We start from the raw sequence: 22,588 nt of genomic DNA on the forward strand, positions 1-22,588 counted from the left end.
GAAAACGGGGGAGGATCAGTGCCGTGATGGCTCGCATGGTGGACAAGGTTGCGCTCGTGGTCGGCGGGGCGAAGGGCATCGGCCTTGCGGTCGCCGAGCGGCTGGCAGTCGAGGGCGCGTCGGTTGTCCTCACCGGGCGGCACGCCGACGAGGTCGACGCAGCCGCAGCGAGGATCGGACGCGGTGCGCAAGGTCTCGTTGCAGATGCAGCCCTACGAGAAGATTTGCACCGGGTCGTGGCAACGGTACGGGAGACACGTGGCCGTATCGACGCGCTGGTCCTCAACGCGGGCATCTCAGAACCGGCGACCCTGCGCGACGGGACACCCGAGCATTTCGACCGGCACTTTGCGGTCAACGTCCGTGGGGCCGTCTTCGGGCTGCAGGCGGCTCTGAGCGCGATGGAGCGGGGTGGGTCCGTCGTGCTAATGGGGTCGATCGCGGACGCCGCAGGCATCACGCCCTACGGGACATATGCGGCGACGAAGGCGGCGCTACGTTCCTACGCGCGCACATGGACAGCAGAACTGGCCCCGCACGGCATCCGCGTGAACGTAGTGGCCCCAGGCCCAACAGACACCGCCATGATGGCGAGCGTGCCGGAGGAGGGGCGGGCCGCGCTGATCGCGCCGATCCCGCTCGGCCGCATGGCGCGTCCGGAGGAGGTGGCGGCGGCCACGTTGTTCCTGCTGAGCGACGAGGCGAGCTTTGTCGCGGGAGCCGAACTGTGCGTCGATGGCGGAATGCGACAAATCTAGCTTTTCGATAAAGGTGACAGCGTGTCCGCTTCGGTGGGCCCGCATCTAAAAGCGGGCCGCTGCAAAACTACTCCACTCTGTCGTCCGGCACTGTCAGATCAACTGCCTGGAAGCTGACCGTCCGAACCGCCGCAATGGGTGGAAAACGGCGGTTCGCCGGATGAATGTCGAGCGGCCGGACCGCGCCACTTCCAGACCTTCGATCAGCCTTATACGCCGGCATGCGCCTGGTTTGAGAAGGACAAGCTTCGGTCGAGCCTGCTGCGGGCCCGCCTGGCGGAGCGAAGGACGCGCTATCTCGCCGCCTGCCCTATACAGAGCGCGGACGGGGCAACCCCACTGGGGGTGGTCTACGCCGGCTTCCTTCGCCTCGACGGGGACGAACCCCCCAGGGCGAAGATCCTCGAACGGGTGAACGGCGTCGCGAAGGACATTTCCGCGATCATCAAGTGACGCAACCCACCTACTTCTTCCGATTGTGATGGACCGGCCGCGGTTTTAGATCTTCCCCAATTATAAGTACGCCACTATTTGTATACATTCTAGTATTTGCCCCAAGCGATACTTTCTTACCAGTTTATCCTTTCTTGATCATGACTCTTTTTCTTTTTCCATCGGAGCCATCATATACGATTACATCAGGAGAAAGCGTCCTTAGATGCAACCCATGCATGAGACGTGGTTCACGCTTTTTGGCTTCGACTTGCTTTCTAATCTTATCCTCGAAATCGTTGGACGAGATGACGCCAAAGCCTGAGACCTGACGCCCAATTGCCATGAGGTGGCTAGGCGAAATCTTCGGATCCTTATAAGGGATAGATACGCTCGCGCCGGCTTTATGCGTGTAAAGGGCATGGCTTGAATTGGACTTCTTCTTCTCAAAGCCCAGTTCACCCAGCACATCAATAACCCGCTTGGTGGGTACGCCCATCATCTCAAAGCCTCCTTATATTGCTGTTTAATGTCTCTCCAGAAACGGATGGCATCTTCGTCTACGAATGCTTTCGGATCTATACGAACAGTCAGCGATCATTGTTTAGTTTCATTTGCAGTCATCGGTTTCATCTTGAAATATTCCTGAATGATGATGTAATATCCTCTCTCATTCTGAGCGTCGAACACGACCAACACGACAGGAAAGAAGTTTTCGAGCCAAGCATTGATATCATTCATGTCGAGCGAGAAGGATATCTGACCGTTATCTAGTATTTTTATGCCATCTGTGGCTTTGAGCTGAACATTTATATATTCGCTCTCAATTTCGGCGTTAGGTCTGAAGGTCGTGATTTGACCGTCAAAGCCGTAATCGTTGCTGGGGACGTCGAAAGCGTACCCAACTTTTGAGACGATATACCCAACATTCAGCCATGCTCCCCTACGGTCTCAGGCGCACACTCTCACAATTACCTATGGCGGCAGGCTGATGAGCACAAGCGGTGGCACATGACCGCGCCCAGCTAAATACCTGATGAAGCACCAAAAGCCTCCTGCTGGGCCCGGCCAAAGTCCCTTGAACGGTCGACCCATATCACGAAGGAAGTTCCTGCGATCACCAACTAAGCTTCAATCTTCAGTGCCCTACCCAAGCAAGGCGGGGCACTTTTTATGCGATAACTCCGTTCATTTTTCCATCTTCCATATCGTTCCATTGCTGAATACGATTTCTTTACAGTTATTATGATCAACTGCAATCAATTTTGCCCAGTGTTCGTCCAAGGGGTTCACAATCCATCTGTGAATATTTTTCCGATCGGGCAGTAGTTCGGCTCTGCCTTGGTTGTTGTGCAGTATACAGGGATAAGGCGCACCTCTACAATCGGCGTTGGCCTTGCCGCTGCCGACGGCATAAACACCATATGTGCCAGTGAAATTCTCACATCTCTTTGCTGTTGCTTCGGTAAGCATCCCGGTAGTCGCAGCTACGATCAGCAATGATTTTGGAAGCATTTCAACCTCCCATTGACCGTTTCGCCCGCTTAACTGCGGGCTTTTTTATACCTCAGCTAAATACATGTATGAAGCCTAGGTGTGCGGGGCTACGAGGCGGGGCTGAACGCCAATGCCTGCGAGGAGCTCGCCGCGCTGGTCGAGGTCCCACACGCCGGCGAGGTGCGGATCGATATCGTGTTCTCACCCGAGTGGGGCGTGCCCGAGGACGTCGGGGCAGCCCCCCTCGTTCGAGATCCGGCACGCTCTCTCGGCCGAGATCATGCCCGAGGCGGCCAAGGCTCTGCGCCACTCCGACGACGAGCGGCGGCGCACGATCGTCGGCCTGATCCGCACGCTCCACTCGAACGAGAACCCCTCCGACCTCTATAGTATCTCGGGGACGCAGGACGTCATCGTCGAATGGGTCAGCGAGGAGCACGGCCTGATCCGAGTGCGCGTCTCGCTGCCGCCGGAGGAGTACCTGCACGCGGTCGACGCCCACAAGACCGGGCGCATGGTCTCGATCCACGGTGAGCTCAAGCCGCCGGGCCGATTTTGGCGCCTGGAAAACCCACGCGACTTCACCTTGCTCTGAGGGCCCTGCACGATCGGCCTTGATCAGCTTCACGGCCGAAAGGCTAAACTTTAGCCCATGCCCGCTTCGCCGGTGCCTCTGACCCCTAGCGGACGTTCGAGCTGCAAGCGATGTAAGTCTGCTCGGGGTCGAAAGGAGCCCCCCACATAGCCAGGCCGATTGGGAATGGGACAACCGCGTCGCTGTGGTCGCGGACCTCGCCCCGCCCTCGGCGGCCGAGGTGCTGGACGCCCTGCTCGCCCTCTACGCCGCGCCCGGCATCTGGAGCCGCCAATGCGGTGGCGGCTTGGACCTCGAGGCGGCCCTGTACCGGGTGATCGGCGACCCAGACGAAGACGGCATCGGCGAGGGCGAGGCCCGGTGGTGCGAGGCGCTGGTGGCCGGCACGTTCGAGGCCTGTGGCGTCGACCTGATGGCGCTCGAGGCAGCCGCGCGCCGACAGGATGTGGTGGTCGCAGTGCTGCGGGTCGGTCGGGAGCGTCTGACTGCTTGAAGCCGTGCCTGAGCGGCAGGGAGTGATCCGCCTTCGCCTGGCGCATCCCAAATCGACGATGCTGGCTTACTATCTGCTTACCAACCCGATTTTCTGGTAAGCCACAAGCACATGCATCCCCGGCTAAGTGCTTGATTTGTAATGGTCGGAGCGAGAGGATTCGAACCTCCGACCCCTAGTCCCCCAGACTAGTGCGCTAACCGGGCTGCGCTACGCTCCGACGCCCCAACGGGCGAGCGGGGTATTAGCGCCGCGCTCATCCGCGCGCAAGCCCCCTCCGTGCCGGCGGCTCACGCATCGAGGGCGTCGGGGCCGCGGTGGCCGGCGGGGACGCCGGCGAGACGCCCTTGATCAGGAAGGCGATCCCATCAGAATGCGCAAGGCGCAGAGACAGGATCGCCTGGTAGGCAGGGGAAGGTCGTACCAGGCTCGGACCCGCGCGCGGTCCGGGAAGGCGATGATAACGAGGTGGCCGGGGAAACCGCCCTCGAGCGGCTCGGGGCGGGCGTCGTGGATGAGGAAGCAGCCGCCGAAGGAAATGGTTGGGCTTCGCTCGCCGTGACCAGCTCACGGATGGACACTCGCCCTCAAGAACGCGCCCGTACTGGGCGCATACGAAGAAAGGGCGCCCGCGGCCTCCGCCGCGGGCGCCCCTCTCATGACGTCATCCTCTGTTCAGTGCGCGGTGTCGCGCTCGTCGAAGATGTCCCGGTCCTTGGTCTCGGGCACGAACAGCAGGCCGAGGACGAAGGTCATCAGGGCGATGACGATCGGGTACCAGAGGCCGTAGTAGATGTCGCCGGTCTGGGCCACCATCGCGAAGGCGGTGGCGGGCAGGAGGCCGCCGAACCAGCCGTTGCCGATGTGGTAGGGCAGGGACATCGAGGTGTAGCGGATCCGGGTCGGGAAGAGCTCGACCAGGGCCGCGGCGATCGGGCCGTAGACCATCGTGACGAAGAGCACGAGGACGAACAGCAGCCCGATCACGCCCGCCACCTGCGGCCGGAAGATGTCGAACGGGTTCGACATCTTGACCACCTGGGCGTCGCCGGCCTTCGGGTAGCCGGCGGCCTGGAGCGCCGCCGTCGCGGCCTTGCCGAACTCCGCCGTCGGGGTGCCGTTCGCGAACGGGACCTCGGTGCCGTTGATGCGCACCACCGTCGGCTGGCCGGCGGCCCCGGCCTCCGTGGCGTAGCGCACCGAGGACTTGGCGAGGTAGTCGCGGGCGAGGTCGCAGGGCGCCGAGAACACCCGGGTGCCGACGGGGTTGAACAGGTTGCCGCACTGGGCCGGGTCGGCCACCACGGTCACCTTCACGTTCTCGATCGCCTTCTCGAGGGCGGGGTTCGCCAGCGTGGTGATCTGCTTGAACACCGGGAAGAAGCTCAAGGCGGCGATCAGGCAGCCGGCCAGGATGATCGGCTTGCGGCCGATCTTGTCCGAGAGCCAGCCGAACACCACGAAGAAGCCGGTGCCGAGCAGCAGCGCCCAGGCGATGAGCAGGTTGGCCGTGTAGCCGTCGACCTTCAGGATCGATTGCAGGAAGAACAGGGCGTAGAACTGCCCGGTGTACCAGACCACGCCCTGGCCGGCGACGAGGCCGAGGAGCGCGATGAGGGCGATCTTGGCGTTGCCCCACTGGCCGAAGGCCTCGGTGAGGGGGGCCTTCGAGGTCTTGCCCTCCTCCTTCATGCGCTGGAAGGCCGGCGATTCGTTGAGCTGGAGCCGGATCCAGAGCGAGATGCCGAGGAGCAGCACCGAGACCAGGAACGGGATGCGCCAGCCCCACTCGGCGAAGGCCGCCTCGCCGGTGATGGTCCGCACCGTCAGGATCACGATCAGCGACAGGAACAGGCCGAGCGTCGCCGTGGTCTGGATCCAGCTGGTGTAGAAGCCGCGCCGGCCGTGCGGGGCGTGCTCGGCGACGTAGGTCGCGGCGCCGCCGTACTCGCCGCCCAGCGCCAGCCCTTGCGCGAGGCGCAGGATGATCAGGATGATCGGCGCCGCGATGCCGATCTGGGCGGCGTTGGGAAGGATGCCGACGATGAAGGTCGACAGGCCCATCAGCAGGATGGTGACGAGGAAGGTGTACTTGCGCCCGACGATGTCGCCGACGCGCCCGAACACCAGGGCGCCGAACGGCCGCACCAGGAAGCCTGCCGCGAAGGCGAGCAGCGCGAAGATGTCCCGGGTCGCCGGCGGGTAGGACGAGAAGAACTGCGCGCCGATGATGCCGGCGAGTGAGCCGTAGAGGTAGAAGTCGTACCACTCGAAGACGGTGCCGAGGGAGGAGGCCAGGATGACCTTCTTCTCCTCCTTCGTCATCGGGCGCGCGGCGTCGCCGGCTTGCCCGAGGGCGGCTGAGCTTGCCATGGGGTGTTTCCTCCTTGAGCGTTCCTGTGAGAACGGCACGCGTCGTCCGCGCGGATCTTCGCCGCGTCGGGACCGTCGCGTTGGCTCGTGAACAGGGTGTCCGGCGGCGCTTCGGCCGGGCGAGGGGATTGAAACCACCCGCTCGCGCGTGATCCGCCGCTGACACGAATCGTTAAGCCAGCCGTGCCCCGCGGCCCATCCGACAATTCGTCGTGAGACTTAGGTCGTGAGACTTCCGTCGGGGGCGTGCGCACTCTGCCACGGCTGGCGCGCTCCTCCCGCGGGAACGAGGATGGCGGCCCGGCATTGAGCCCTCGAGATCGCCGGGAGCCGGGAAGACAAGCCATGCGTCGCGACCTGATCGTCCTCACCCTCGCCGCCACCCTGGCGAGCGCCGGTGCGCAGGCGCAGCCGCTGCGCGGCGCCGGCGCCGGGCCGGCCGGCCCGGGCGCCGTCGGGCCGGCCGGGCGCCCCCGCTTCGAGCCAGTCCATCGCGGCCGCGCCGCCGTCTACGACGTCCGCGGGCGGCACGGCCGGGGCGGGGCGTTCACGGGCAGAGATTTTCGGGGCCGGCGGTTCGCGGCCTATGGCGGCACCACCTTCGCCGGCCCCCTCGGCGTCTACGGGGCCGGCGGCGCGCTGGAGCCGGGCCTCGTCGCCGAGCCCTACTTCAAGCTGCCGCGCCCGAGCGAGCTCGTGCCCTCCGCCTGGGGCGAGGGCACCTACGGCATCCCGACCGTCGCCGGCATCCCGCCCCAGCCCCGGGCCGAGCCCGTGCTCTACGTCATCAACGGGGGCGAGCGGCCGGTTGGCGGCGCCCGGGTGATCTCCGTCGAGGCGCCGCGGCGCTGATCGCCGGAGCGCCTCCTCGCGCCGGCCCCGAACCGCGACAGTTGCCCGCAGGAGCCGGCACGGGATGATGCGCGGGGCGCGCGTCGCGGGCGCTCGCCTGCCGGGGCATGATTTGTTATGCCGACCGGGTGATGCCGACCTCGCCCCCGCCGCCGACGCTGCACCGCCGGATTCCCGCCGGAAGCGGGCGGGCGGGCGCATGAGCGGACCGGAGACGAGCCTCGCCGAGATCCCGCCCGTCGGTCCGGCGGGTGCCGCCGACGAAGCCGCCGCCTTGCGCCGGGAGGTCGCCGCCCTGCGGCGGGCGCTCGCCGAGCGCGACGCCTTCCTGGCCGGCGTGGCGCACGAGCTGCGCAACCCGATGACGCCGATCCTCGGCCAGGTCGAGCGCCTGGTCGGCGCGGTCGAGCGCGAAGCCCCGGAGGGACGGGTGGCCCAGGGGCTGGTGCAGCTGCGCTGGCTCGTCGAGCGCTACGTCCGCCGGGCGACGACGCTCCTCGACGTCTCCCGGGCGCAGACCGGGCAGCTCGCCCTCCTGGCCGCCCCCGTGACCCTCGCCGAGGTGGTGGACGAGGTGGTGGCGTCCCTGAGCCCGATGGCCGCCCATGCCGGCAGCGCGATCACGGTGGCGGTGCCGGACGACCTGGTGCTCTCCTGCGAGCGCCTCGCCCTCGACCAGATCCTCGACAACCTGATCACCAACGCGATCAAGTACGGCGATGCCGGCCCGATCACCGTCGCGGCGGACCGCGAGGCCGCGGAGGCGCGGATCCGGGTGAGCGACACCGGCATCGGGATCGGCGAGGCCGACCAGGCCCGCATCTTCGAGCGCTTCGAGCGGGCGGTGGCCGATCCGGGGACGGCGCCGACGGGCTTCGGGGTCGGCCTGTGGCTGGTGCGCCGCCTGGCCGAGGCAATGGGCGGCGGCGTGGCGGTGCACAGCCGCCCTGGCGAAGGCGCGACCTTCACGGTAACTCTGCCGCTCCACGACTGAACACAACAGCAGCCGAGAGCACGGATGACGGGGACGGGACCGAGCATGGGACAGGCCGGTGCCTACGGGGGGCTGGAGCGGGTTCCGACCGGGATCGCCGGCCTCGACGACATCCTCGGCGGCGGGCTGTTCCGCGGCGGCGTCTACATCGTCCAGGGCACGCCGGGCTCGGGCAAGACCATCTTCGGCAACCAGGCCTGCTACACCCATGCGGGCGCCCCGCCTGCCCACTCCACGCATGCGGGCGCCTCGCCCGAGAACCGGGCCCTGTACGTCACCCTGCTGGCCGAGAGCCATTCCCGGATGCTCGGCCACATCGCGCCGCTCGGCTTCTTCGAAGCCGGGCTGATCCCCGACCGGATCACCTACCTGAGCGCCTTCCGGACCCTGCAGGACGAGGGGCTGGCCGGCCTGCTGACCCTGCTGCGCCGGGAGACCGCCACCCGGGAGGCGACCCTCCTCGTCCTCGACGGCCTGGTGGCGGCGGAGGAGACGGCGTCCTCGACCCTCGAGTTCAAGACCTTCATCCACGAATTGCAGACCCAGGCCGCCGCGACCGGCGCCACCGCGCTCCTCCTCACCAGCGCCTCGGCCGGGGCCGACATGGTGGCGGCCGAGCACACGATGGTGGACGGGCTGATCGCCCTGTCGAGCCGGCTCTACGGAAGGCGGGCCGAGCGCGACCTCGAGGTGCGCAAGTTCCGCGGCAGCGGCTTCCTGCGCGGGCGCCACGCCTTCCGCATCACCGACGACGGGATCCGGGTCTTCCCGCGCATCGAGGCGCGCCTGCGGCTGCCGAGCCGGCGCGACCACGTCGAGGGCCCGGCCCTGACCACCGGGCTTGCCCCCCTCGACGCGATGCTGGGCGGCGGCCTGCCGCACCACTCCACCACCCTGCTCGGCGGCCCGGCCGGCATCGGCAAGACGACGCTCGGCCTGCAGTTCCTCGGCGCCGATCCGGACGCGCCGGGCCTGTTCTGCGGCTTCTACGAGAGCGAGGCCGCGATCCTCGCCAAGGCGCGGGCGCTGCGGCTTCCGGCCGCCGGCCTGATCGAGACCGGCCGGATCGGGACGATGTGGCAGCCGGCGACCGAGGGGCTGATCGACGAGATCTGCGCCGACCTCCTCGGCCGGATCCGGAACCGAGGCGTCCGGCGCGTGTTCATCGACGGTCTGGACGCGATGTGCCGGATCGCAGGGGATCAGGACCGGATCGTCCGCATCTTCGCCGCCCTCACGGCGGAGCTGAGGGCGCTGGGCGTGACGGCGATGTACACCCGAGAAACCGACCTGCGCGGCACCTTCCTCGATGAGCCCACGGGCGCCTTCTCGCTGCGGCAGGCCTCCAGCGTCGCCGAGAACGTGGTGCTGATGCGCTCGGTCGCCCTGCGCTCCGGCCTCCACCGCCTCATCGCCGTCGCCAAGGCCCGGGATTCCCAGATCGATCCCCGCCTGCGCGCCTTCGACATCCGGCCGGGCGGCCTGGCGATCGATTGCGGTCCGGACCGGGCCGAGGCGATCCTGGCCGACCGGGACGTCACGAGCCGCGGCGGGGAATAGGCTCGTGGCGACGGTGCTCATCGTGGACGACGAGTTCGGCATCGCCGAATTGCTGGACGCGGTCCTGGCCGACGACGGCCACACGGTGGTCACCGCCGCCAACGGCCGGCAGGGCCTCGCCCGCGTCGCGGCAGGCCGGCCCGACATGATCTTCCTGGACTTCATGATGCCGGTGATGGACGGGCCCACCATGCTGGCCGCCCTGGCGGCGGATCCGCAGACGCGCGGCATCCCGGTCGTGCTGATGAGCTCGATGCCCGAGGAGACCGTGCGGGCGCGCTGCGGCAGCCACGCCGCCTTCCTGCGCAAGCCCTTCCGGATCAAGCAGGTGCGCGACCTCGTGGAGACCACGCTGGCGGGACGCGACGGCGATCATTGACTGAGTCAACTTGTTCGGCGATCCTGCCGCCCGGACGGGAGGCGGGCCGATGCGGCGGGACGGCGAGGTCGACGAGGCGATGGTCGGGGCGGTGCGGGCCTTCGGCCGGTTCTACACCCGGCAGATCGGCCTCCTCGAGGAGGGGTTGCACCGCAGCGCCTTCTCGCTCACCGAGGCGCGGGTGCTCTACGAGCTCGCTCACCGGGACGGGCTGACCGCCTCGGTCCTCGGCCAGGATCTCGGCCTCGACGCGGGCTATCTCAGCCGCCTGCTCAAGCGCTTCGAGACGCAGGGCCTGGTGACCCGCCGCCCCGCCGCCGGCGACGGGCGGCGCCAGGTCCTGGCGCTCACCGCCGCCGGGCAGGCCGCCTTCGCACCCCTCGACGCGGCGTCGCGGGCCGAGATCGGGGCCCTGCTGGAACGGCTGTCGGCCGCCGACCGGGCGGCCCTCGTCGGCGCGATGGCACGGGTGCGCCGCCTCCTCGGCGATCCGTCCGGGGAGCTGGCCGAGGGCGCGGCCGTCCTTCGCGGCCTGCGGCCGGGCGACGTCGGCTGGATCACCCACCGCCAAGGCGTGCTCTACGCCGCCGAGCACGGCTTCGACATCCGCTTCGAGGCTCTGGTGGCCGAGATCCTGGCCGGGTTCGTGCGCGACTTCGACCCGGCCCGCGCCGGGGCCTGGATCGCCCAGCGGGAGGGCGAGCAGGGGCCCGAGATCCTGGGCAGCGTGTTCCTGGCACCGGCCTCGGAGGGAGCCGCCAAGCTGCGCCTGCTCTACGTCGAGCCCGCGGCGAGGGGCCTGGGCCTCGGCCGGCGCCTCACCGAGGCCTGCATCGCGGGTGCCCGCGAGCGCGGCTATCGGCAGCTCACGCTCTGGACCAACGACGTGCTCACGGCAGCCCGCCGGATCTACGCGCAGGCGGGCTTCCGCCTAGTCGAATCCGCGCCGCACCACTCGTTCGGGCAGGACCTGATGGGGGAGACCTGGGTGCTGGACCTGTGAGGCGCGCGGGCGCCGTCCATACGCGATGGGGATGTCGGCTTCGCCCAAGCGTGCGAAGCGAAGCTTCGCCGCGCGGGCTTGTGATACCGCTGCCGGAAGGGGTCGTCCGGAACCGGTATCACACCTTCTCCAGCGCCATCTCCAGGAAGCCCAGCGCGTCCTCGACGGCGCAGCGCCGGACCTCGGAGCGGCCGAGGTCGCCGTAGCGGCGCTCGATGTGGCGGGTCGCCCGGCCAGCGGCGACGAGGCCGAAATGCACGAGCCCCACGGGCTTGGCGGGCGTGGCGCCGCCGGGCCCGGCGATGCCCGTGATCGCGAGCGCCACGTCGGCGCGGGAATGGGCCAGCGCTCCCTCGGCCATCGCCCGGGCCACCGGCTCGCTCACCGCGCCGTGGGCCGAGATGAGGTTGAAGTCGACGCCGAGGATCTCGGCCTTGGCCTCGTTGGAGTAGGTGACGAAGCCGCGCTCCACCACCGCCGAGGAGCCCGCCACCTCGGTGAGCAGGGCGGCGACGAGGCCGCCGGTGCAGGATTCGGCGGTGACGACCCGGCGCTGGCGCTCGCGATAGGCGGCGATCAGCACGCTCGCCCGGGTGACGAGGGCGGGATCGCCGATCACGGGCGCGCCTCCGCGGGCAGCCGCACGGTGGCGGCGGCCTGGGCCGCCAGGCCCTCGGCCCGGCCGACGAAGCCGAGCTTCTCGGTCGTCGTCGCCTTGATCGAGACCGCCGAGAGCGGCACGCCGGCGATCTCGGCGATCCGGGCCCGGATCGCCTCGCGGTGGGCGCCGATGCGCGGCGCCTCGGCGAGCACCGTGATGTCGAGGTGGTCGATCACGCCGCCGCGCTCGGTCACCCGCCGCACCGCGTCGGCCAGGAACTGGTCGGAGGAGGCGCCGCGCCAGCGCGGGTCGCTCGGCGGGAAGTGGACGCCGATGTCGCCGTCGGCGAGCGCCCCCAGGATCGCGTCGGTGAGCGCGTGCAGCACCACGTCGCCGTCCGAGTGGGCGAGCACGCCGCGATCGGCCGGAATGCGCACGCCGCCGAGCCACACGTGGTCGCCCTCCGTGAAGGCGTGCACGTCGAAGCCGGTGCCGAGGCGGGTCAGAAGGGTCATGGCAGGGTCGTCCTGAGCGGCGCCGGTGTCGGGCGAGAAGGCGCGGTCCGCCTCGACGAGGTCGGCGGCCTGGGTGATCTTGCGGTTGCGCAGGTCTCCGGGGAAGACCGCCACCGGCAGGCCGGCCCATTCGGCCAGCGCTCCGTCGTCGGTGAAGCCGTCGAGGCCCTCGGCGACGGCGCGCCCGTGCGCCGCCCGCAAGCCGGCGAAGCGGAACGCCTGCGGGGTCTGCACCGCGCGCAAGCTTTCCCGCTTCGGGGTCTCGCGCACCCGCCCGTCCGGCTCGACGACCTTGATCGTGTCGCTCACCGGCACGCCCGGCACGGCGGCGCCGTGCCGCTCCGCCGCGTCGATCGCCCGGTCGATCAGGCCTGCATCGACGAAGGGACGGGCGGCGTCGTGCACCAGCACCAGGTCCGGCGCGCCGTCGCGCGCCAGCGCCTCGAGCCCGGCCCGCACCGAGGCCTGCCGGGTGGCGCCGCCCTCGGTCGGCCGCGCGAGCTTGCCCCGGGCCCCGGGCCCGAGGTCACCGAGGCACTCGTCGTAGAAGGCGGCGGCGTCGGCGGCGATCACCACCTGGATCCGCGTGACGCCCGGATGGGCGGCGAGGGCCGCCAGGGTCCGGGTCAGAACCGCCTGGCCGCCGACGCGGCGATATTGCTTGGGCGTGTCGCCGCCGACGCGGATGCCGCGCCCCGCGGCGACGACCACCGCGGCGATCTGGGGAAGGGTCAAAATGGTCGCTCCCGGAATGTCCGCTCCTTAGCGGCGGCGGACCGGGGAGGCAAATGCGCCCGGGGAAAGGCCGTGCCGGCGGGGAACCGCTTGACGGGAGCGGGGCGCCCCCGCCGGGCGGCGACGGCCCGGGCGCACGGCTCGGCGAGGACCATGATCCCACATGGCGGGTATCCCACATGGCGGGCGGCCCGGAGTTGCGCAGGCTGCATGGACTCCCCGCCGGGCGCCCGAATGCCGTCATTCGCGCCAAGCGAGGCGGGCCGGCATGACAGTCCCCGGCAAGATCGGACGGCCCGCGCCCAGGCCTCGGACCGCCGCCGCGCGTATCGGGCCCGACGAGGCGAGAACCCGCCGCGTCCCGGACCGGCCACCTCCGCTCTCATTTCTTCCGCGGCGCGGCGAGAACCGGGCGGCGCGGCTTCCATTCCGTCGCAAGGCCCCGCTATCCTGGCACCCACCGCCCGCCTCTCCGCCGCGCACCGCCGCCGCGCCGCCATGCTGCGCGAGGGTCCGCCGGCGCCCTCCAGGCGCCCGCCGCCCCGGTGCGGACCGGTCCGGCGGCGATTCGCAGGCAATTCGGGGATCGAAGACCGAACGCGCTTGCGTACGGCCGGGTTTTGGCTATTTGCTGTGCACAATGACGACTGACCATTATTTGAGCGCCGAGGGGCCGGGGGCCAGCCTGGCAGCGCTGCCGGACCTGCCGGCCTCCGGCGGGCCGTCGCCCGCGCTCGCGGCATTGCTCGCCCGCGGGGCGCTGCTGGCGCCGCTCTCCGGCGTGACCGACCTGCACATGCGGCGCATCGCCCGCCGGCTCGGCGCGACCGCGACGGTGTCCGAGATGGTGGCGGCGGAGGACTTCGCCCGCGGCACCGAGGAGGCCCGGCTGCGGGCGGAAGGCGAGGGCGTGCTGCCCCACGTGGTCCAGCTCGCCGGCTGCGATCCGCACTGGATGGCGCAAGGAGCGCGCCTCGCCGAGGCCAACGGCGCCGACGTGATCGACGTCAACATGGGCTGCCCGGCCAAGGCGGTCACCGGCGGCCAGGCCGGCTCGGCCCTGATGCGCGACCTCGACCACGCCGAGCGCCTGCTCGCGGCGGTGCGGGCGGCGGTGGCGGTGCCGGTCACCGTCAAGATGCGCCTCGGCTGGGACGACGCCACCCGCAACGCTCCCGACCTGGCGCGCCGCGCCGAGCGGCTCGGCTACGCCGCCGTCACGGTGCACGGCCGCACCCGGCAGCAATTCTACACCGGCCGCGCCGACTGGGCGGCGATCCGCGCCGTGGCGCGCGCGGTGACGATCCCGGTGGTGGCCAACGGCGACGTCGCGAGCCTCGAGGACGCCCGGGCCTGCCTGCGGGAATCCGGCGCCGACGCGGTGATGATCGGGCGGGCGGCGGTCGGGCGGCCCTGGCTCGTCGGCGCCGTCGCGGCGGGGCTGGCCGGGGAGACGCCCGCGGCGCCGGACTCGGGCGCGCGGGCGGAGCTGGCGGCCGAGCACTACGACGGGCTGCTGGCCCTCTACGGCACCCGGATGGGCGTGCGGCACGCCCGCAAGCACCTCGCCGCCTACGCCGACCATGCCGGCGGGCTCTCCGCGCCTGAGCGGGCCCGGCTCGTCACCACCACCGACCCGGACGAGGCGTCGAGGCTGCTGCGGCGCGCCTTCGAGGGCTCGCCCGCCCGGTCTGCGAAGCAGGCTGCACGGCCCGAGCATCGGGCCGCATGAGGATGAGCGATGCGTCCGCACCCCCTGCCTCCCGCACCTGTCCCGGGAGGGCGCCGGCCATGAGCGCGCCGACGAGCGAGATGATCATCAACGCCCTGCCGCTGCCCGTCCTGACCATCGGCCCGGACGAGCGCATCCTCCAGGTCAACATGGCGGCGGAGCACTTCTTCGACTACTCGCGCCGGATGATGCAGCGCCAGCGCCTGCGCGACATCATCCCGTTCTCCTCGCCGATCATCGCCCTCGTCAACGAGGTGCGCCGGCGCCGGGCCAGCGTCAGCGAGTACCGGGTCGAGCTCGCCTCGCCGCGCACCGGGATCGAGCGCAGCGTCGACGTGTTCGCGACCCATCTCGACGACGACCTCGTGGTGCTGATGCTCCAGGAGCGCACCATCGCCGACAAGATGAACCGCCAGCTCACCCACCGGGGCGCCGCCCGCTCGATGGTGGCGCTCGGCGCGATGCTGGCCCACGAGATCAAGAACCCGCTCGCCGGCATCCGCGGCGCGGCCCAGCTCCTCGAGCAGTCGGCCGCCGAGGACGACCGCCTCCTGACCCGGCTGATCTGCGACGAGTCCGACCGCATCGTGCGCATCGTCGAGCGGATGGAGCTGTTCGGCGACGAGCGCCCGGTGGAGCGCGGCCCGGTCAACGTCCACGGCGTGCTCGACCAGGTGAAGCGCTCGGCCCAGTCGGGCTTCGCCCGCCACATCCGCTTCGTCGAGAACTACGACCCCTCCCTGCCGCCGGTGCTCGGCAACCGCGACCAGCTGATCCAGGTCATCCTGAATCTCGTCAAGAACGCCGCCGAGGCGATCGGCGCCGACGCGGTCGACGGCGAGATCATCCTCTCGACCGCCTTCCGCACCGGCCTGCGCCTGCAGGTGCCGGGCTCGCGCGAGCGGGTCAGCCTGCCGATCGAGGTGGCCGTCCGCGACAACGGCCCGGGCGTCTCGGCCGAGCTGCTGCCGGACCTGTTCGACCCCTTCGTCACCACCAAGGCGCAAGGGTCGGGCCTGGGCCTGGCGCTCGTCGCCAAGATCGTCGGCGACCACGGCGGCATCGTCGAGTGCGACCCCGCCCCCCGCCGTACCACCTTCCGGGTCCTCCTGCCGATGTCGCACGCCCGCGACGGGCGCGAATCCTCCGCCGAGACCGAGTGAGCGCATGCCGAACGGACACATCATCGTGGCGGACGACGACGCCGCCATCCGCACCGTGCTCAACCAGGCGTTGTCGCGCGCCGGCTACGAGGTCCGCTCGACCGGCAACGCCGCCACCCTGTGGCGCTGGGTAGCGCAAGGCGAGGGCGACCTCGTCATCACCGACGTGGTGATGCCGGACGAGAACGCCTTCGACCTCCTGCCGCGGATCAAGCGGGTGCGGCCGGACCTGCCCATCATCGTGATGAGCGCCCAGAACACCTTCATGACGGCGATCCGCGCCTCGGAGCGGGGCGCCTACGAGTACCTGCCGAAGCCCTTCGACCTGAAGGAGCTGACCGCCATCGTCGGCCGCGCCCTGTCGCGCCCGCGCGGCAACGCGGCGCCCGGCGCCGGCCCCGAGAACGAGGACATCCCGCTCGTCGGCCGCTCGCCGGCGATGCAGGAGATCTACCGCTCGCTGGCGCGGCTGATGCCCACCGATCTCACGGTGATGATCACCGGCGAGTCCGGCACCGGCAAGGAGCTGGTGGCGCGCGCGCTCCACGATTACGGCCGGCGCCGCGCGGGGCCGTTCGTGCCGGTCAACATGGCGGCGATCCCCCGCGACCTCATCGAGTCCGAGCTGTTCGGCCACGAGAAGGGGGCCTTCACGGGCGCCACCGCCCGCTCCGCCGGCCGCTTCGAGCAGGCCGAGGGCGGGACGCTGTTCCTCGACGAGATCGGCGACATGCCGATGGAGGCCCAGACCCGTCTGCTGCGCGTCCTGCAGCAGGGCGAGTACACCACCGTCGGCGGCCGGGTGCCGATCAAGACCAACGTCCGCATCATCGCGGCGACGAACAAGGACCTCCGGGTCTCGATCCAGCAGGGGATCTTCCGCGAGGACCTGTTCTTCCGCCTCAACGTCGTGCCGTTGCGCCTGCCGGCCCTGCGCGAGCGGTCCGAGGACGTGCCGGACCTGGTGCGCCACTTCTTCGTGCTGGTCGAGCGCGAGGGCCTGACGCGCAAGCAGCTCGACGGCGACGCGATGGAGAAGCTCAAGCGCTACCGCTGGCCCGGCAACGTGCGCGAGCTCGAGAACCTGGTGCGGCGCCTGGCGGCCCTCTACCCGCAGGAGACGATCACCGGCCCGGTGATCGAGGCCGAGCTCGACACCCTGCCGCTGGCCGCCCCCGCGCAAGGGGGAGCGGGGCGCAAGGGCGGGACGGAGGCCGAGGGCCTGTCGGCGGCGGTGGAGCGGCACCTGTCGGAGTACTTCTCCGGCTACCGGGACACCCTGCCGCCGCCCGGCCTCTACCACCGGGTGCTGCGCGAGATCGAGGGCCCGCTGATCGGCGCGGCGCTGGCCGCGACCCGGGGCAACCAGATCCGCGCCGCCGAGTTGCTCGGCGTGAACCGCAACACCCTGCGCAAGAAGGTCCGCGACCTCGACCTGCAGGTCTTCCGCACCCCGCGCTGAACCCGGCGCGGGCCGGTTCCACGGCCCGCGCCGTGGAAAACCGGCCCGGACCCCATGCGGCATTTCAACGCATTTATGCGCATCTCCCCTCGCAGGAGGGGTGCCGGGCGGGATAATCCGGCAAGGTACGGCCGGCCCTGGACCGGCTTGGCCCGCTTTTGGCCTGACGAGAACGCGCGGCGCGGCCGGCGCGGTGCGATGTCGGGTCGCGCCTGCTCTCGCCCTCCCGCCTCAGCCTCCTCCCGTTCGCGATCTCGTCCTCGCCGCGCGGCGAAGAAGGAAGGATTTCCTACACCGGCGTCCGTTCGCGAACAGTCATTCCAAGTCTTTACAATCCCTGCTGGCATCGGTTCGTTTTGCTGATGCCGGCGATGATGCACGAAGGGATCATCCGGACTGTGAATCCTGATCCGCGGCACTGTTTCGACCGGTCACGCACCGTGGCGGCAGGCGGCGCGCGGGTGCCTGGACTGAGCGTCTGCCCTCGGACAGGACCATCCGGAACGTATTGGAGTGCACTTTTTACCGATTATTAAGTGATGGCGGACGTGCCGCCCGCCTTCCTGCCGGGCCGCCCGGAAGCCCGCAGCGGGCCCGCGACGGGTCTCCATCACCCACCGCAACGTCCTGATTCGAAGCGCTTTTCACCGTCGGGCCGGATCCTCGGGCGGATCCGGAGCCGTCCGTTTATCGCCACCCGGCGGCCGCGGCCCGACGAGTCGGGCGGCAGCGATGACGCTACGGAATGAGATGCCATTAAAGCAGATCCACCTCTTGTGTCCATCGGGACAGCTTGCAGTTGACGGAGACTGGCGTAACATCCATCACCTCGGACGGGGGCCCGCACTTCTCGAGGACCGCAATGAGTTCAGCTGACCACGTCGAAACGCCTCAGATGATTGGCCTGGTGTCCGACATTGTGTCGGCCTACGTGTCGAACAACAGCGTGCCCGTGGGCGAGCTGTCGAGCCTGATCCGCAGCGTCCACGAGGCGGTGGCCCGCCTCGGCTCGGCCGCCCCGGCGGAGCCCGAGCGGCTGACCCCGCCGGTGCCGATCAAGAAGACCGTCACGCCCGACTACCTGATCAGCCTCGAGGACGGGCGCCGGTACCGGACACTGAAGCGCCACCTGGCCGGGCGGGGGCTCACCCCGGAGCAGTACCGCCAGAAGTGGGGCCTGCCGCCGGACTACCCGATGGTCGCGGCCAACTACGCCGCCCAGCGCTCCGAGCTCGCCAAGAGCATCGGCCTCGGCCAGAAGCCGGTGGTCCGTCGCCCGCGCTCGACGCAGGCGGCCTGACCCTCGCGGGTCTCCCCCGGGGCCGGGGCAGCGTGATCGCCTCCGGCGGATCCGATTGCCGCGGCCCCCGCATCCGTATTAATTTCGCCACACTGTAGTGGCCTTGCACCACGGATGCTGTTCACACGACGCCCCCGGGACCAGGCGCCCCTCTCCGGCGCGGCCAGCCCGCGTTCCGGGTCGATCCTGCCCGGGCCGAACCCGGATGCCGCGCCGCGGGGTCCGGGCTGGTTCGGCGCCCTGGCGGTCATCGTCGCCCTCGCGCTGGCGCTCGCCACGTTCCTGATCCTGGTCGGCGCCACCGCGATCGCGCCGACCCACGTCGTGGTGGTGACGCTGCTGCTCAGCAACGTTGCCCTGGTGCTGCTCCTCGTCGTGGTGATCGCCTGGGAGGCGCGGGTCTTCCTGCGCGCCCGGCGCACCAACGCGGCGGCGGCCCGGCTGCACACCCGCATCGTCGGCCTGTTCAGCCTGATCGCCACCCTGCCGACGGTGCTGCTCGCCGTGGTGGCGTCGATCACCCTGGAGCGGGGCCTGTCGCCCTGGTTCTCGGACCGGATGCGCAACGTCGTGCTGATGTCGGTCGACGTCGCCGACGCCTACCTGACCAACCAGTGCCAGAGCCTCGCCCGCGAGGCCCGCATCCTCTCCGACGACCTCACCCGCGCCCGCCCCGCCTTCGACGTCGAGCGGGCCTGGTTCGAGAACTTCCTCACCGCCCGGGCGGCCTCCCTCGGCCTGCCGATCGCCCGGATCATGCGCTCGCCCACCGAGACCGTGGCGCGGGCCAACATCGACATCCTCAAGGACCCGCCGCTGCCCTCGGCCAGCGACTTCGAGGAGGCGGCGAAATCCGCCGACGCCACCTGCCTGCTGCCCCGGGAGGGCCGGGTGTTCGGCACGCTGATGAAGCTGCCGGCCTACGACGACGCCTTCTTGCTGGTCGAGCGCGAGGTGACGCGGCTCGCGGTCGAGTTCCCCGGCGTGTCGCGGGCCGCCGCGACCGAGTTCCTGACCATCGATGCCGGGCGGCGCAGCGTGCAGATCGCCTTCGCGACGATGTTCGCGCTGATCGCGCTGATCGCGCTCCTGTCGGCGGTGTGGTTCGGGCTGAACTTCGCCAACCGCTTCGTGACGCCGATCCGCCGGCTGATCAACGCCGCCGACCAGGTGGCGTCGGGCAACTACTACGCCCAGGTGCCGTTCCGGAAGACGGAAGGAGACCTGCAGCACCTCGGCGAGAGCTTCAACAAGATGACGCAGGAGCTCAGCCGGCAGCGCGCGACGCTGATCGAGCAGAGCGAGCAGATCGACAGCCGGCGCCGCTTCACCGAGGCGGTGCTCGCCGGGGTGCCGGCCGGCGTGATCGGCGTCGACGGGCGCGGGGTCATCACCATCGCCAACCCGTCCGCCGAGCGGATGCTCGGGCGCAGCGCCGCCGACCTCGTCGGCCAGCCCCTCGAGGCGGTGATGCCGGAGCTCGGCGGCCTGCCGGGCGACGCCCGGTCCCGCTCGACCCAGCAGCAGATCCAGATCGCCCGCAACGGCCGCGAGCGCACCATCGACGTGCGCACCACGAGCGAGCAGTCGCAGGACGGCGACCGGGGCTACGTCGTCACCCTCGACGACATCACCGACCTGGTGACGGCCCAGCGCACCTCGGCCTGGGCCGACGTCGCCCGGCGCATCGCCCACGAGATCAAGAACCCGCTGACCCCGATCCAGCTCTCGGCCGAGCGCATCCGGCGCAAGTACGGAAAGGTGATCACCACCGACAAGGAGGTGTTCGAGCAGTGCGTCGCCACGATCGTGCGCCAGGTCGACGACATCAAGCGCATGGTGGACGAGTTCTCGTCCTTCGCCCGGATGCCCAAGCCCGCGATCGCCCGCAACGACCTGACCGAGATCGTGAAGCAGAACCTGTTCATGATGCGGGTGGCCCACCCCGACGTGACCTTCACGCTGGAGGAGGGGGCAGGCCGGGTGAGCGCCGCCTTCGACACGCGGCTCCTGTCGCAGGCGATCACCAACATCCTCAAGAACGCCGTCGAGGCGGTGCAGGCGGTGCCGGAAGATGTCCGGGGCGAGAGCCTGATCGCGGTGCGCCTCTACGAGGAGGGGGAGGCCGCCGTGATCGAGATCACCGATACCGGCAAGGGATTCCCACAGGAAGGGCGTCAGCGGCTGCTCGAACCCTATATGACGACCCGCGAGGGGGGCACGGGCCTCGGATTGGCGATCGTGAGCAAGGTCTTGGAAGAGCACGGCGGCGGCATCGAGCTGAACGACAACCCGCGCGGGCGCGGCGGGCAGGTGCGCATGCGGGTCCTGAAGGAGGTACGGCGCGAGGAGCCGCCGGGCGGCCCGGCCAAGCCTGATGCGGCCAAGCCCGGCGCGGCCAAGCCCGCGCGGCCGGCACCGGAGACCGCCGCGTGACGCGCCCGGTCCGCCGCCGGGACCGGCACCGTCAGCACAGCCGGATTCGTCACAGCCATCATCGTCACAGAACGGGGTGCGGGGCCGCCAGGCCTGCTACCCGCATCGCGGGGAGGTCCTGAGCCATGAGCGCCGACATTCTGATCGTCGATGACGAGGCCGACATCCGCGAGCTCGTCGCCGGCATCCTCGACGACGAGGGCCACCGCACCCGCACCGCCGGCTCCTCCGACGAGGCGCTGGCGGCGATCGAGGCGCGCCGGCCGCACCTCGTCTTCCTCGACATCTGGCTCCAGGGCTCGCGCCTCGACGGGCTGCAGGTGCTCGACGTCATCAAGGCCCAGGCCCCGGACCTGCCGGTGGTGATGATCTCGGGCCACGGCAACATCGAGACCGCGGTCTCGGCGATCAAGGCGGGCGCCTACGACTTCATCGAGAAGCCGTTCAAGGCCGACCGGCTGATCCTGGTGGCGGAGCGGGCGCTCGAGGCCTCGCGGCTCAAGCGCGAGGTGCGCGACCTCAAGGCGCGCTCCGGCCAGGCGAGCCGCATCGTCGGCGCCTCGGTGGCGGCCAACCAGCTGCGCCAGACCGTCGAGCGGGTCGCCCCCACCAACGCCCGGGTGATGATCTCGGGCGCGCCCGGGTCCGGCAAGGAGCTCTCGGCCCGCACCATCCACGCCGCCTCGTCGCGGGCCAGCGGGCCCTTCGTGGTGATCAACGCCGCCACGATCACGCCCGAGACGATGGAGGCCGAGCTGTTCGGGGTCGAGGCCCAGGACGGCCGCCCGCGCCGGGTCGGGGCGCTCGAGGAGGCCCATGGCGGCAGCCTCTACATCGACGAGGTCGCGGACATGCCGCGCGAGACCCAGAACCGCATCCTGCGGGTCCTCGTCGACCAGAACTTCCAGCGCGTCGGCGGCACCACCCGGGTCCATGTCGACGTGCGGATCATCTCGTCCTCCTCCCGCGACCTCGCCGAGGAGATCGCCGGCGGCCGCTTCCGCGAGGACCTCTTCCACCGCCTCAGCGTGGTGCCGATCCGGGTGCCCTCGCTCGCCGAGCGGCGCGAGGACGTGCCGGAGCTGATCGACTTCTTCATGGAGCAGATCTCGGCCGCCACCGGCCTGCCGCGCCGGCGCATCGCCGCCGACGCCATGGCGGTGCTCCAGTCGCACGACTGGCCCGGCAACGTCCGCCAGCTGCGCAACAACGTCGAGCGGCTGATGATCCTGACGCAGGGAGACCCCGAGACCGAGGTGACGACCGAGATGCTGCCGAGCGAGGTCGGGGCCTTAGTGCCGACGACGCCGAGCGGCGCCGGCGGCGAGAAGCTGATGAGCCTGGCGCTGCGCGAGGCCCGGGAGATCTTCGAGCGCGAGTACCTGGTGGCGCAGATCGCCCGCTTCTCCGGCAACATCTCCCGCACCGCCGAGTTCATCGGCATGGAGCGCTCGGCCCTGCACCGGAAGCTCAAGTCCCTCGGCATCGGCGCCTGAGCGCCGGGACATGACCGGCGCGCAGCATTTGAGGGTGCTGCGCGCGGGCATTGTCTGCTACGGGGCGTGTGGCCGGAGCGCGACAGGACCGCGGGCACGGCCGGATGCGGGAGGTTTCGCGGCCCGGGGATTTCCCTTGCGGCCAGTCTGCTCTTGCGCCCGGACGAGCTTCACCGTGTAATGGGGCGACCGGTTCCCGGGTCGGCGCGTCG

22 protein-coding genes and 1 tRNA gene are annotated in these 22,588 nt (G+C 70.1%); 15 read left to right on the forward strand and 8 right to left on the reverse strand.

Annotated features, from left to right (window positions below; genetic code table 11):
* Positions 1 to 26 precede the first annotated feature (26 nt).
* A complete protein-coding gene (locus VQ02_RS26000; RefSeq protein WP_048447160.1) occupies positions 27 to 758 on the forward strand; it encodes an SDR family NAD(P)-dependent oxidoreductase in 732 nt (243 codons plus the stop codon).
* 138 nt (positions 759 to 896) lie between these two features.
* Positions 897 to 1,211: a hypothetical protein gene (locus VQ02_RS37590; protein ID WP_157080820.1), complete on the forward strand. Its 315-nt coding sequence runs from the start codon at positions 897 to 899 to the stop codon at positions 1,209 to 1,211.
* 124 nt (positions 1,212 to 1,335) lie between these two features.
* On the opposite strand, the gene VQ02_RS37595 is transcribed toward VQ02_RS37590, so the two are convergent.
* From VQ02_RS37595 to VQ02_RS37600, 3 genes are all read right to left on the reverse strand, one after another.
* Positions 1,336 to 1,692 carry a hypothetical protein gene (locus VQ02_RS37595; RefSeq protein ID WP_157080821.1) on the reverse strand — a complete coding sequence of 119 codons (357 nt, stop codon included), beginning with the start codon at positions 1,690 to 1,692 and terminating at the stop codon, positions 1,336 to 1,338.
* A gap of 95 nt (positions 1,693 to 1,787) precedes the next feature.
* On the reverse strand, positions 1,788 to 2,123 hold the full coding sequence (locus VQ02_RS40090; RefSeq protein ID WP_083469464.1) for a DUF4365 domain-containing protein: 336 nt from the start codon (positions 2,121 to 2,123) through the stop codon (positions 1,788 to 1,790).
* 255 nt (positions 2,124 to 2,378) lie between these two features.
* The gene (locus VQ02_RS37600; protein ID WP_157080822.1) at positions 2,379 to 2,705 is read right to left on the reverse strand and encodes a hypothetical protein; all 327 of its coding nucleotides are present in this window, start codon (positions 2,703 to 2,705) and stop codon (positions 2,379 to 2,381) included.
* A gap of 262 nt (positions 2,706 to 2,967) precedes the next feature.
* Here VQ02_RS37600 and VQ02_RS26005 point away from each other — a divergent pair, with 262 nt between their 5' ends.
* Complete coding sequence (locus tag VQ02_RS26005) at positions 2,968 to 3,282, forward strand: hypothetical protein (protein ID WP_048447146.1); 315 nt, start codon at positions 2,968 to 2,970, stop codon at positions 3,280 to 3,282.
* Positions 3,283 to 3,466: 184 nt separating this feature from the next.
* On the forward strand, positions 3,467 to 3,775 hold the full coding sequence (locus VQ02_RS26010; protein ID WP_048447147.1) for a hypothetical protein: 309 nt from the start codon (positions 3,467 to 3,469) through the stop codon (positions 3,773 to 3,775).
* 142 nt (positions 3,776 to 3,917) lie between these two features.
* On the opposite strand, the gene VQ02_RS26015 is transcribed toward VQ02_RS26010, so the two are convergent.
* From VQ02_RS26015 to VQ02_RS26020, 3 genes are all read right to left on the reverse strand, one after another.
* Positions 3,918 to 3,995, reverse strand: a tRNA-Pro gene (locus VQ02_RS26015).
* Positions 3,996 to 4,126: 131 nt separating this feature from the next.
* A complete protein-coding gene (locus tag VQ02_RS39430; RefSeq protein ID WP_342447862.1) occupies positions 4,127 to 4,315 on the reverse strand; it encodes a DUF1330 domain-containing protein in 189 nt (62 codons plus the stop codon).
* Positions 4,316 to 4,450: 135 nt separating this feature from the next.
* Complete coding sequence (locus VQ02_RS26020) at positions 4,451 to 6,100, reverse strand: MFS transporter (RefSeq protein WP_048447161.1); 1,650 nt, start codon at positions 6,098 to 6,100, stop codon at positions 4,451 to 4,453.
* Positions 6,101 to 6,493: 393 nt separating this feature from the next.
* On the opposite strand from VQ02_RS26020, the gene VQ02_RS34895 reads away from it, so the two are divergent.
* The 5 genes from VQ02_RS34895 (at position 6,494) to VQ02_RS26045 (ending at position 10,936) form a co-directional block, all read left to right on the forward strand.
* Positions 6,494 to 7,000, forward strand: a complete 507-nt coding sequence (locus VQ02_RS34895) for a hypothetical protein (RefSeq protein ID WP_053080546.1) — start codon at positions 6,494 to 6,496, stop codon at positions 6,998 to 7,000.
* A 199-nt stretch (positions 7,001 to 7,199) separates the two neighbouring features.
* Positions 7,200 to 7,994 carry a sensor histidine kinase gene (locus VQ02_RS26030; protein ID WP_048447148.1) on the forward strand — a complete coding sequence of 265 codons (795 nt, stop codon included), beginning with the start codon at positions 7,200 to 7,202 and terminating at the stop codon, positions 7,992 to 7,994.
* Positions 7,995 to 8,039: 45 nt separating this feature from the next.
* Entirely contained in the window at positions 8,040 to 9,554 is a 1,515-nt protein-coding gene (locus tag VQ02_RS26035) for an RAD55 family ATPase (protein ID WP_245239853.1), read from the forward strand.
* A 4-nt stretch (positions 9,555 to 9,558) separates the two neighbouring features.
* Positions 9,559 to 9,933, forward strand: coding sequence for a response regulator (locus tag VQ02_RS26040; RefSeq protein WP_048447150.1), 375 nt, complete (start codon positions 9,559 to 9,561; stop codon positions 9,931 to 9,933).
* Between the two features lie 49 nt (positions 9,934 to 9,982).
* A complete protein-coding gene (locus VQ02_RS26045) occupies positions 9,983 to 10,936 on the forward strand; it encodes a bifunctional helix-turn-helix transcriptional regulator/GNAT family N-acetyltransferase (RefSeq protein WP_048447151.1) in 954 nt (317 codons plus the stop codon).
* 118 nt (positions 10,937 to 11,054) lie between these two features.
* Here the strand turns inward: VQ02_RS26045 and VQ02_RS26050 are convergent, their stop codons facing one another.
* Entirely contained in the window at positions 11,055 to 11,555 is a 501-nt protein-coding gene (locus VQ02_RS26050) for a CinA family protein (protein WP_048447152.1), read from the reverse strand.
* On the reverse strand, positions 11,552 to 12,772 hold the full coding sequence (locus tag VQ02_RS26055) for a bifunctional 2-C-methyl-D-erythritol 4-phosphate cytidylyltransferase/2-C-methyl-D-erythritol 2,4-cyclodiphosphate synthase (RefSeq protein WP_048447163.1): 1,221 nt from the start codon (positions 12,770 to 12,772) through the stop codon (positions 11,552 to 11,554). The genes VQ02_RS26050 and VQ02_RS26055 overlap by 4 nt, the downstream gene beginning before the upstream one ends.
* Before the next feature lie 655 nt (positions 12,773 to 13,427).
* Here VQ02_RS26055 and dusB point away from each other — a divergent pair.
* The 6 genes from dusB (at position 13,428) to ntrX (ending at position 22,376) form a co-directional block, all read left to right on the forward strand.
* Complete coding sequence (gene dusB, locus VQ02_RS26060; protein WP_083469465.1) at positions 13,428 to 14,519, forward strand: tRNA dihydrouridine synthase DusB; 1,092 nt, start codon at positions 13,428 to 13,430, stop codon at positions 14,517 to 14,519.
* A gap of 59 nt (positions 14,520 to 14,578) precedes the next feature.
* The gene (locus VQ02_RS26065; RefSeq protein ID WP_048447153.1) at positions 14,579 to 15,682 is read left to right on the forward strand and encodes a two-component system sensor histidine kinase NtrB; all 1,104 of its coding nucleotides are present in this window, start codon (positions 14,579 to 14,581) and stop codon (positions 15,680 to 15,682) included.
* Between the two features lie 4 nt (positions 15,683 to 15,686).
* Positions 15,687 to 17,144 (forward strand): nitrogen regulation protein NR(I), encoded by a 1,458-nt coding sequence (gene ntrC, locus VQ02_RS26070; protein WP_048447154.1) that lies wholly within the window; start codon positions 15,687 to 15,689, stop codon positions 17,142 to 17,144.
* A gap of 862 nt (positions 17,145 to 18,006) precedes the next feature.
* Entirely contained in the window at positions 18,007 to 18,444 is a 438-nt protein-coding gene (locus VQ02_RS26075; protein ID WP_048447155.1) for a Ros/MucR family transcriptional regulator, read from the forward strand.
* Positions 18,445 to 18,558: 114 nt separating this feature from the next.
* Positions 18,559 to 20,880 carry a sensor histidine kinase NtrY-like gene (locus VQ02_RS26080; RefSeq protein ID WP_063838517.1) on the forward strand — a complete coding sequence of 774 codons (2,322 nt, stop codon included), beginning with the start codon at positions 18,559 to 18,561 and terminating at the stop codon, positions 20,878 to 20,880.
* Positions 20,881 to 21,005: 125 nt separating this feature from the next.
* Positions 21,006 to 22,376 (forward strand): nitrogen assimilation response regulator NtrX, encoded by a 1,371-nt coding sequence (gene ntrX / locus VQ02_RS26085; RefSeq protein ID WP_048447156.1) that lies wholly within the window; start codon positions 21,006 to 21,008, stop codon positions 22,374 to 22,376.
* Positions 22,377 to 22,588: the final 212 nt, after the last annotated feature.

Source organism: Methylobacterium variabile (genome assembly GCF_001043975.1).
Classification (GTDB): domain Bacteria; phylum Pseudomonadota; class Alphaproteobacteria; order Rhizobiales; family Beijerinckiaceae; genus Methylobacterium; species Methylobacterium variabile.

Bases quoted from the DNA above. Each gene is read 5' to 3' on its own strand.
- VQ02_RS26030 (WP_048447148.1), top strand. From the start codon at position 7,200: ATGAGCGGACCGGAGACGAGCCTCGCCGAGATCCCGCCCGTCGGTCCG.
- VQ02_RS26045 (WP_048447151.1), top strand. From the start codon at position 9,983: ATGCGGCGGGACGGCGAGGTCGACGAGGCGATGGTCGGGGCGGTGCGG.
- VQ02_RS37595 (WP_157080821.1), bottom strand. From the start codon at position 1,692: ATGATGGGCGTACCCACCAAGCGGGTTATTGATGTGCTGGGTGAACTG.
- VQ02_RS26075 (WP_048447155.1), top strand. From the start codon at position 18,007: ATGAGTTCAGCTGACCACGTCGAAACGCCTCAGATGATTGGCCTGGTG.
- VQ02_RS26000 (WP_048447160.1), top strand. From the start codon at position 27: ATGGCTCGCATGGTGGACAAGGTTGCGCTCGTGGTCGGCGGGGCGAAG.
- ntrX (WP_048447156.1), top strand. From the start codon at position 21,006: ATGAGCGCCGACATTCTGATCGTCGATGACGAGGCCGACATCCGCGAG.
- VQ02_RS34895 (WP_053080546.1), top strand. From the start codon at position 6,494: ATGCGTCGCGACCTGATCGTCCTCACCCTCGCCGCCACCCTGGCGAGC.
- VQ02_RS37600 (WP_157080822.1), bottom strand. From the start codon at position 2,705: ATGCTTCCAAAATCATTGCTGATCGTAGCTGCGACTACCGGGATGCTT.
- VQ02_RS26020 (WP_048447161.1), bottom strand. From the start codon at position 6,100: ATGACGAAGGAGGAGAAGAAGGTCATCCTGGCCTCCTCCCTCGGCACC.
- ntrC (WP_048447154.1), top strand. From the start codon at position 15,687: ATGCCGAACGGACACATCATCGTGGCGGACGACGACGCCGCCATCCGC.
- VQ02_RS26080 (WP_063838517.1), top strand. From the start codon at position 18,559: ATGCTGTTCACACGACGCCCCCGGGACCAGGCGCCCCTCTCCGGCGCG.
- VQ02_RS26005 (WP_048447146.1), top strand. From the start codon at position 2,968: ATGCCCGAGGCGGCCAAGGCTCTGCGCCACTCCGACGACGAGCGGCGG.
- VQ02_RS26035 (WP_245239853.1), top strand. From the start codon at position 8,040: ATGGGACAGGCCGGTGCCTACGGGGGGCTGGAGCGGGTTCCGACCGGG.
- dusB (WP_083469465.1), top strand. From the start codon at position 13,428: ATGACGACTGACCATTATTTGAGCGCCGAGGGGCCGGGGGCCAGCCTG.
- VQ02_RS26065 (WP_048447153.1), top strand. From the start codon at position 14,579: ATGAGCGCGCCGACGAGCGAGATGATCATCAACGCCCTGCCGCTGCCC.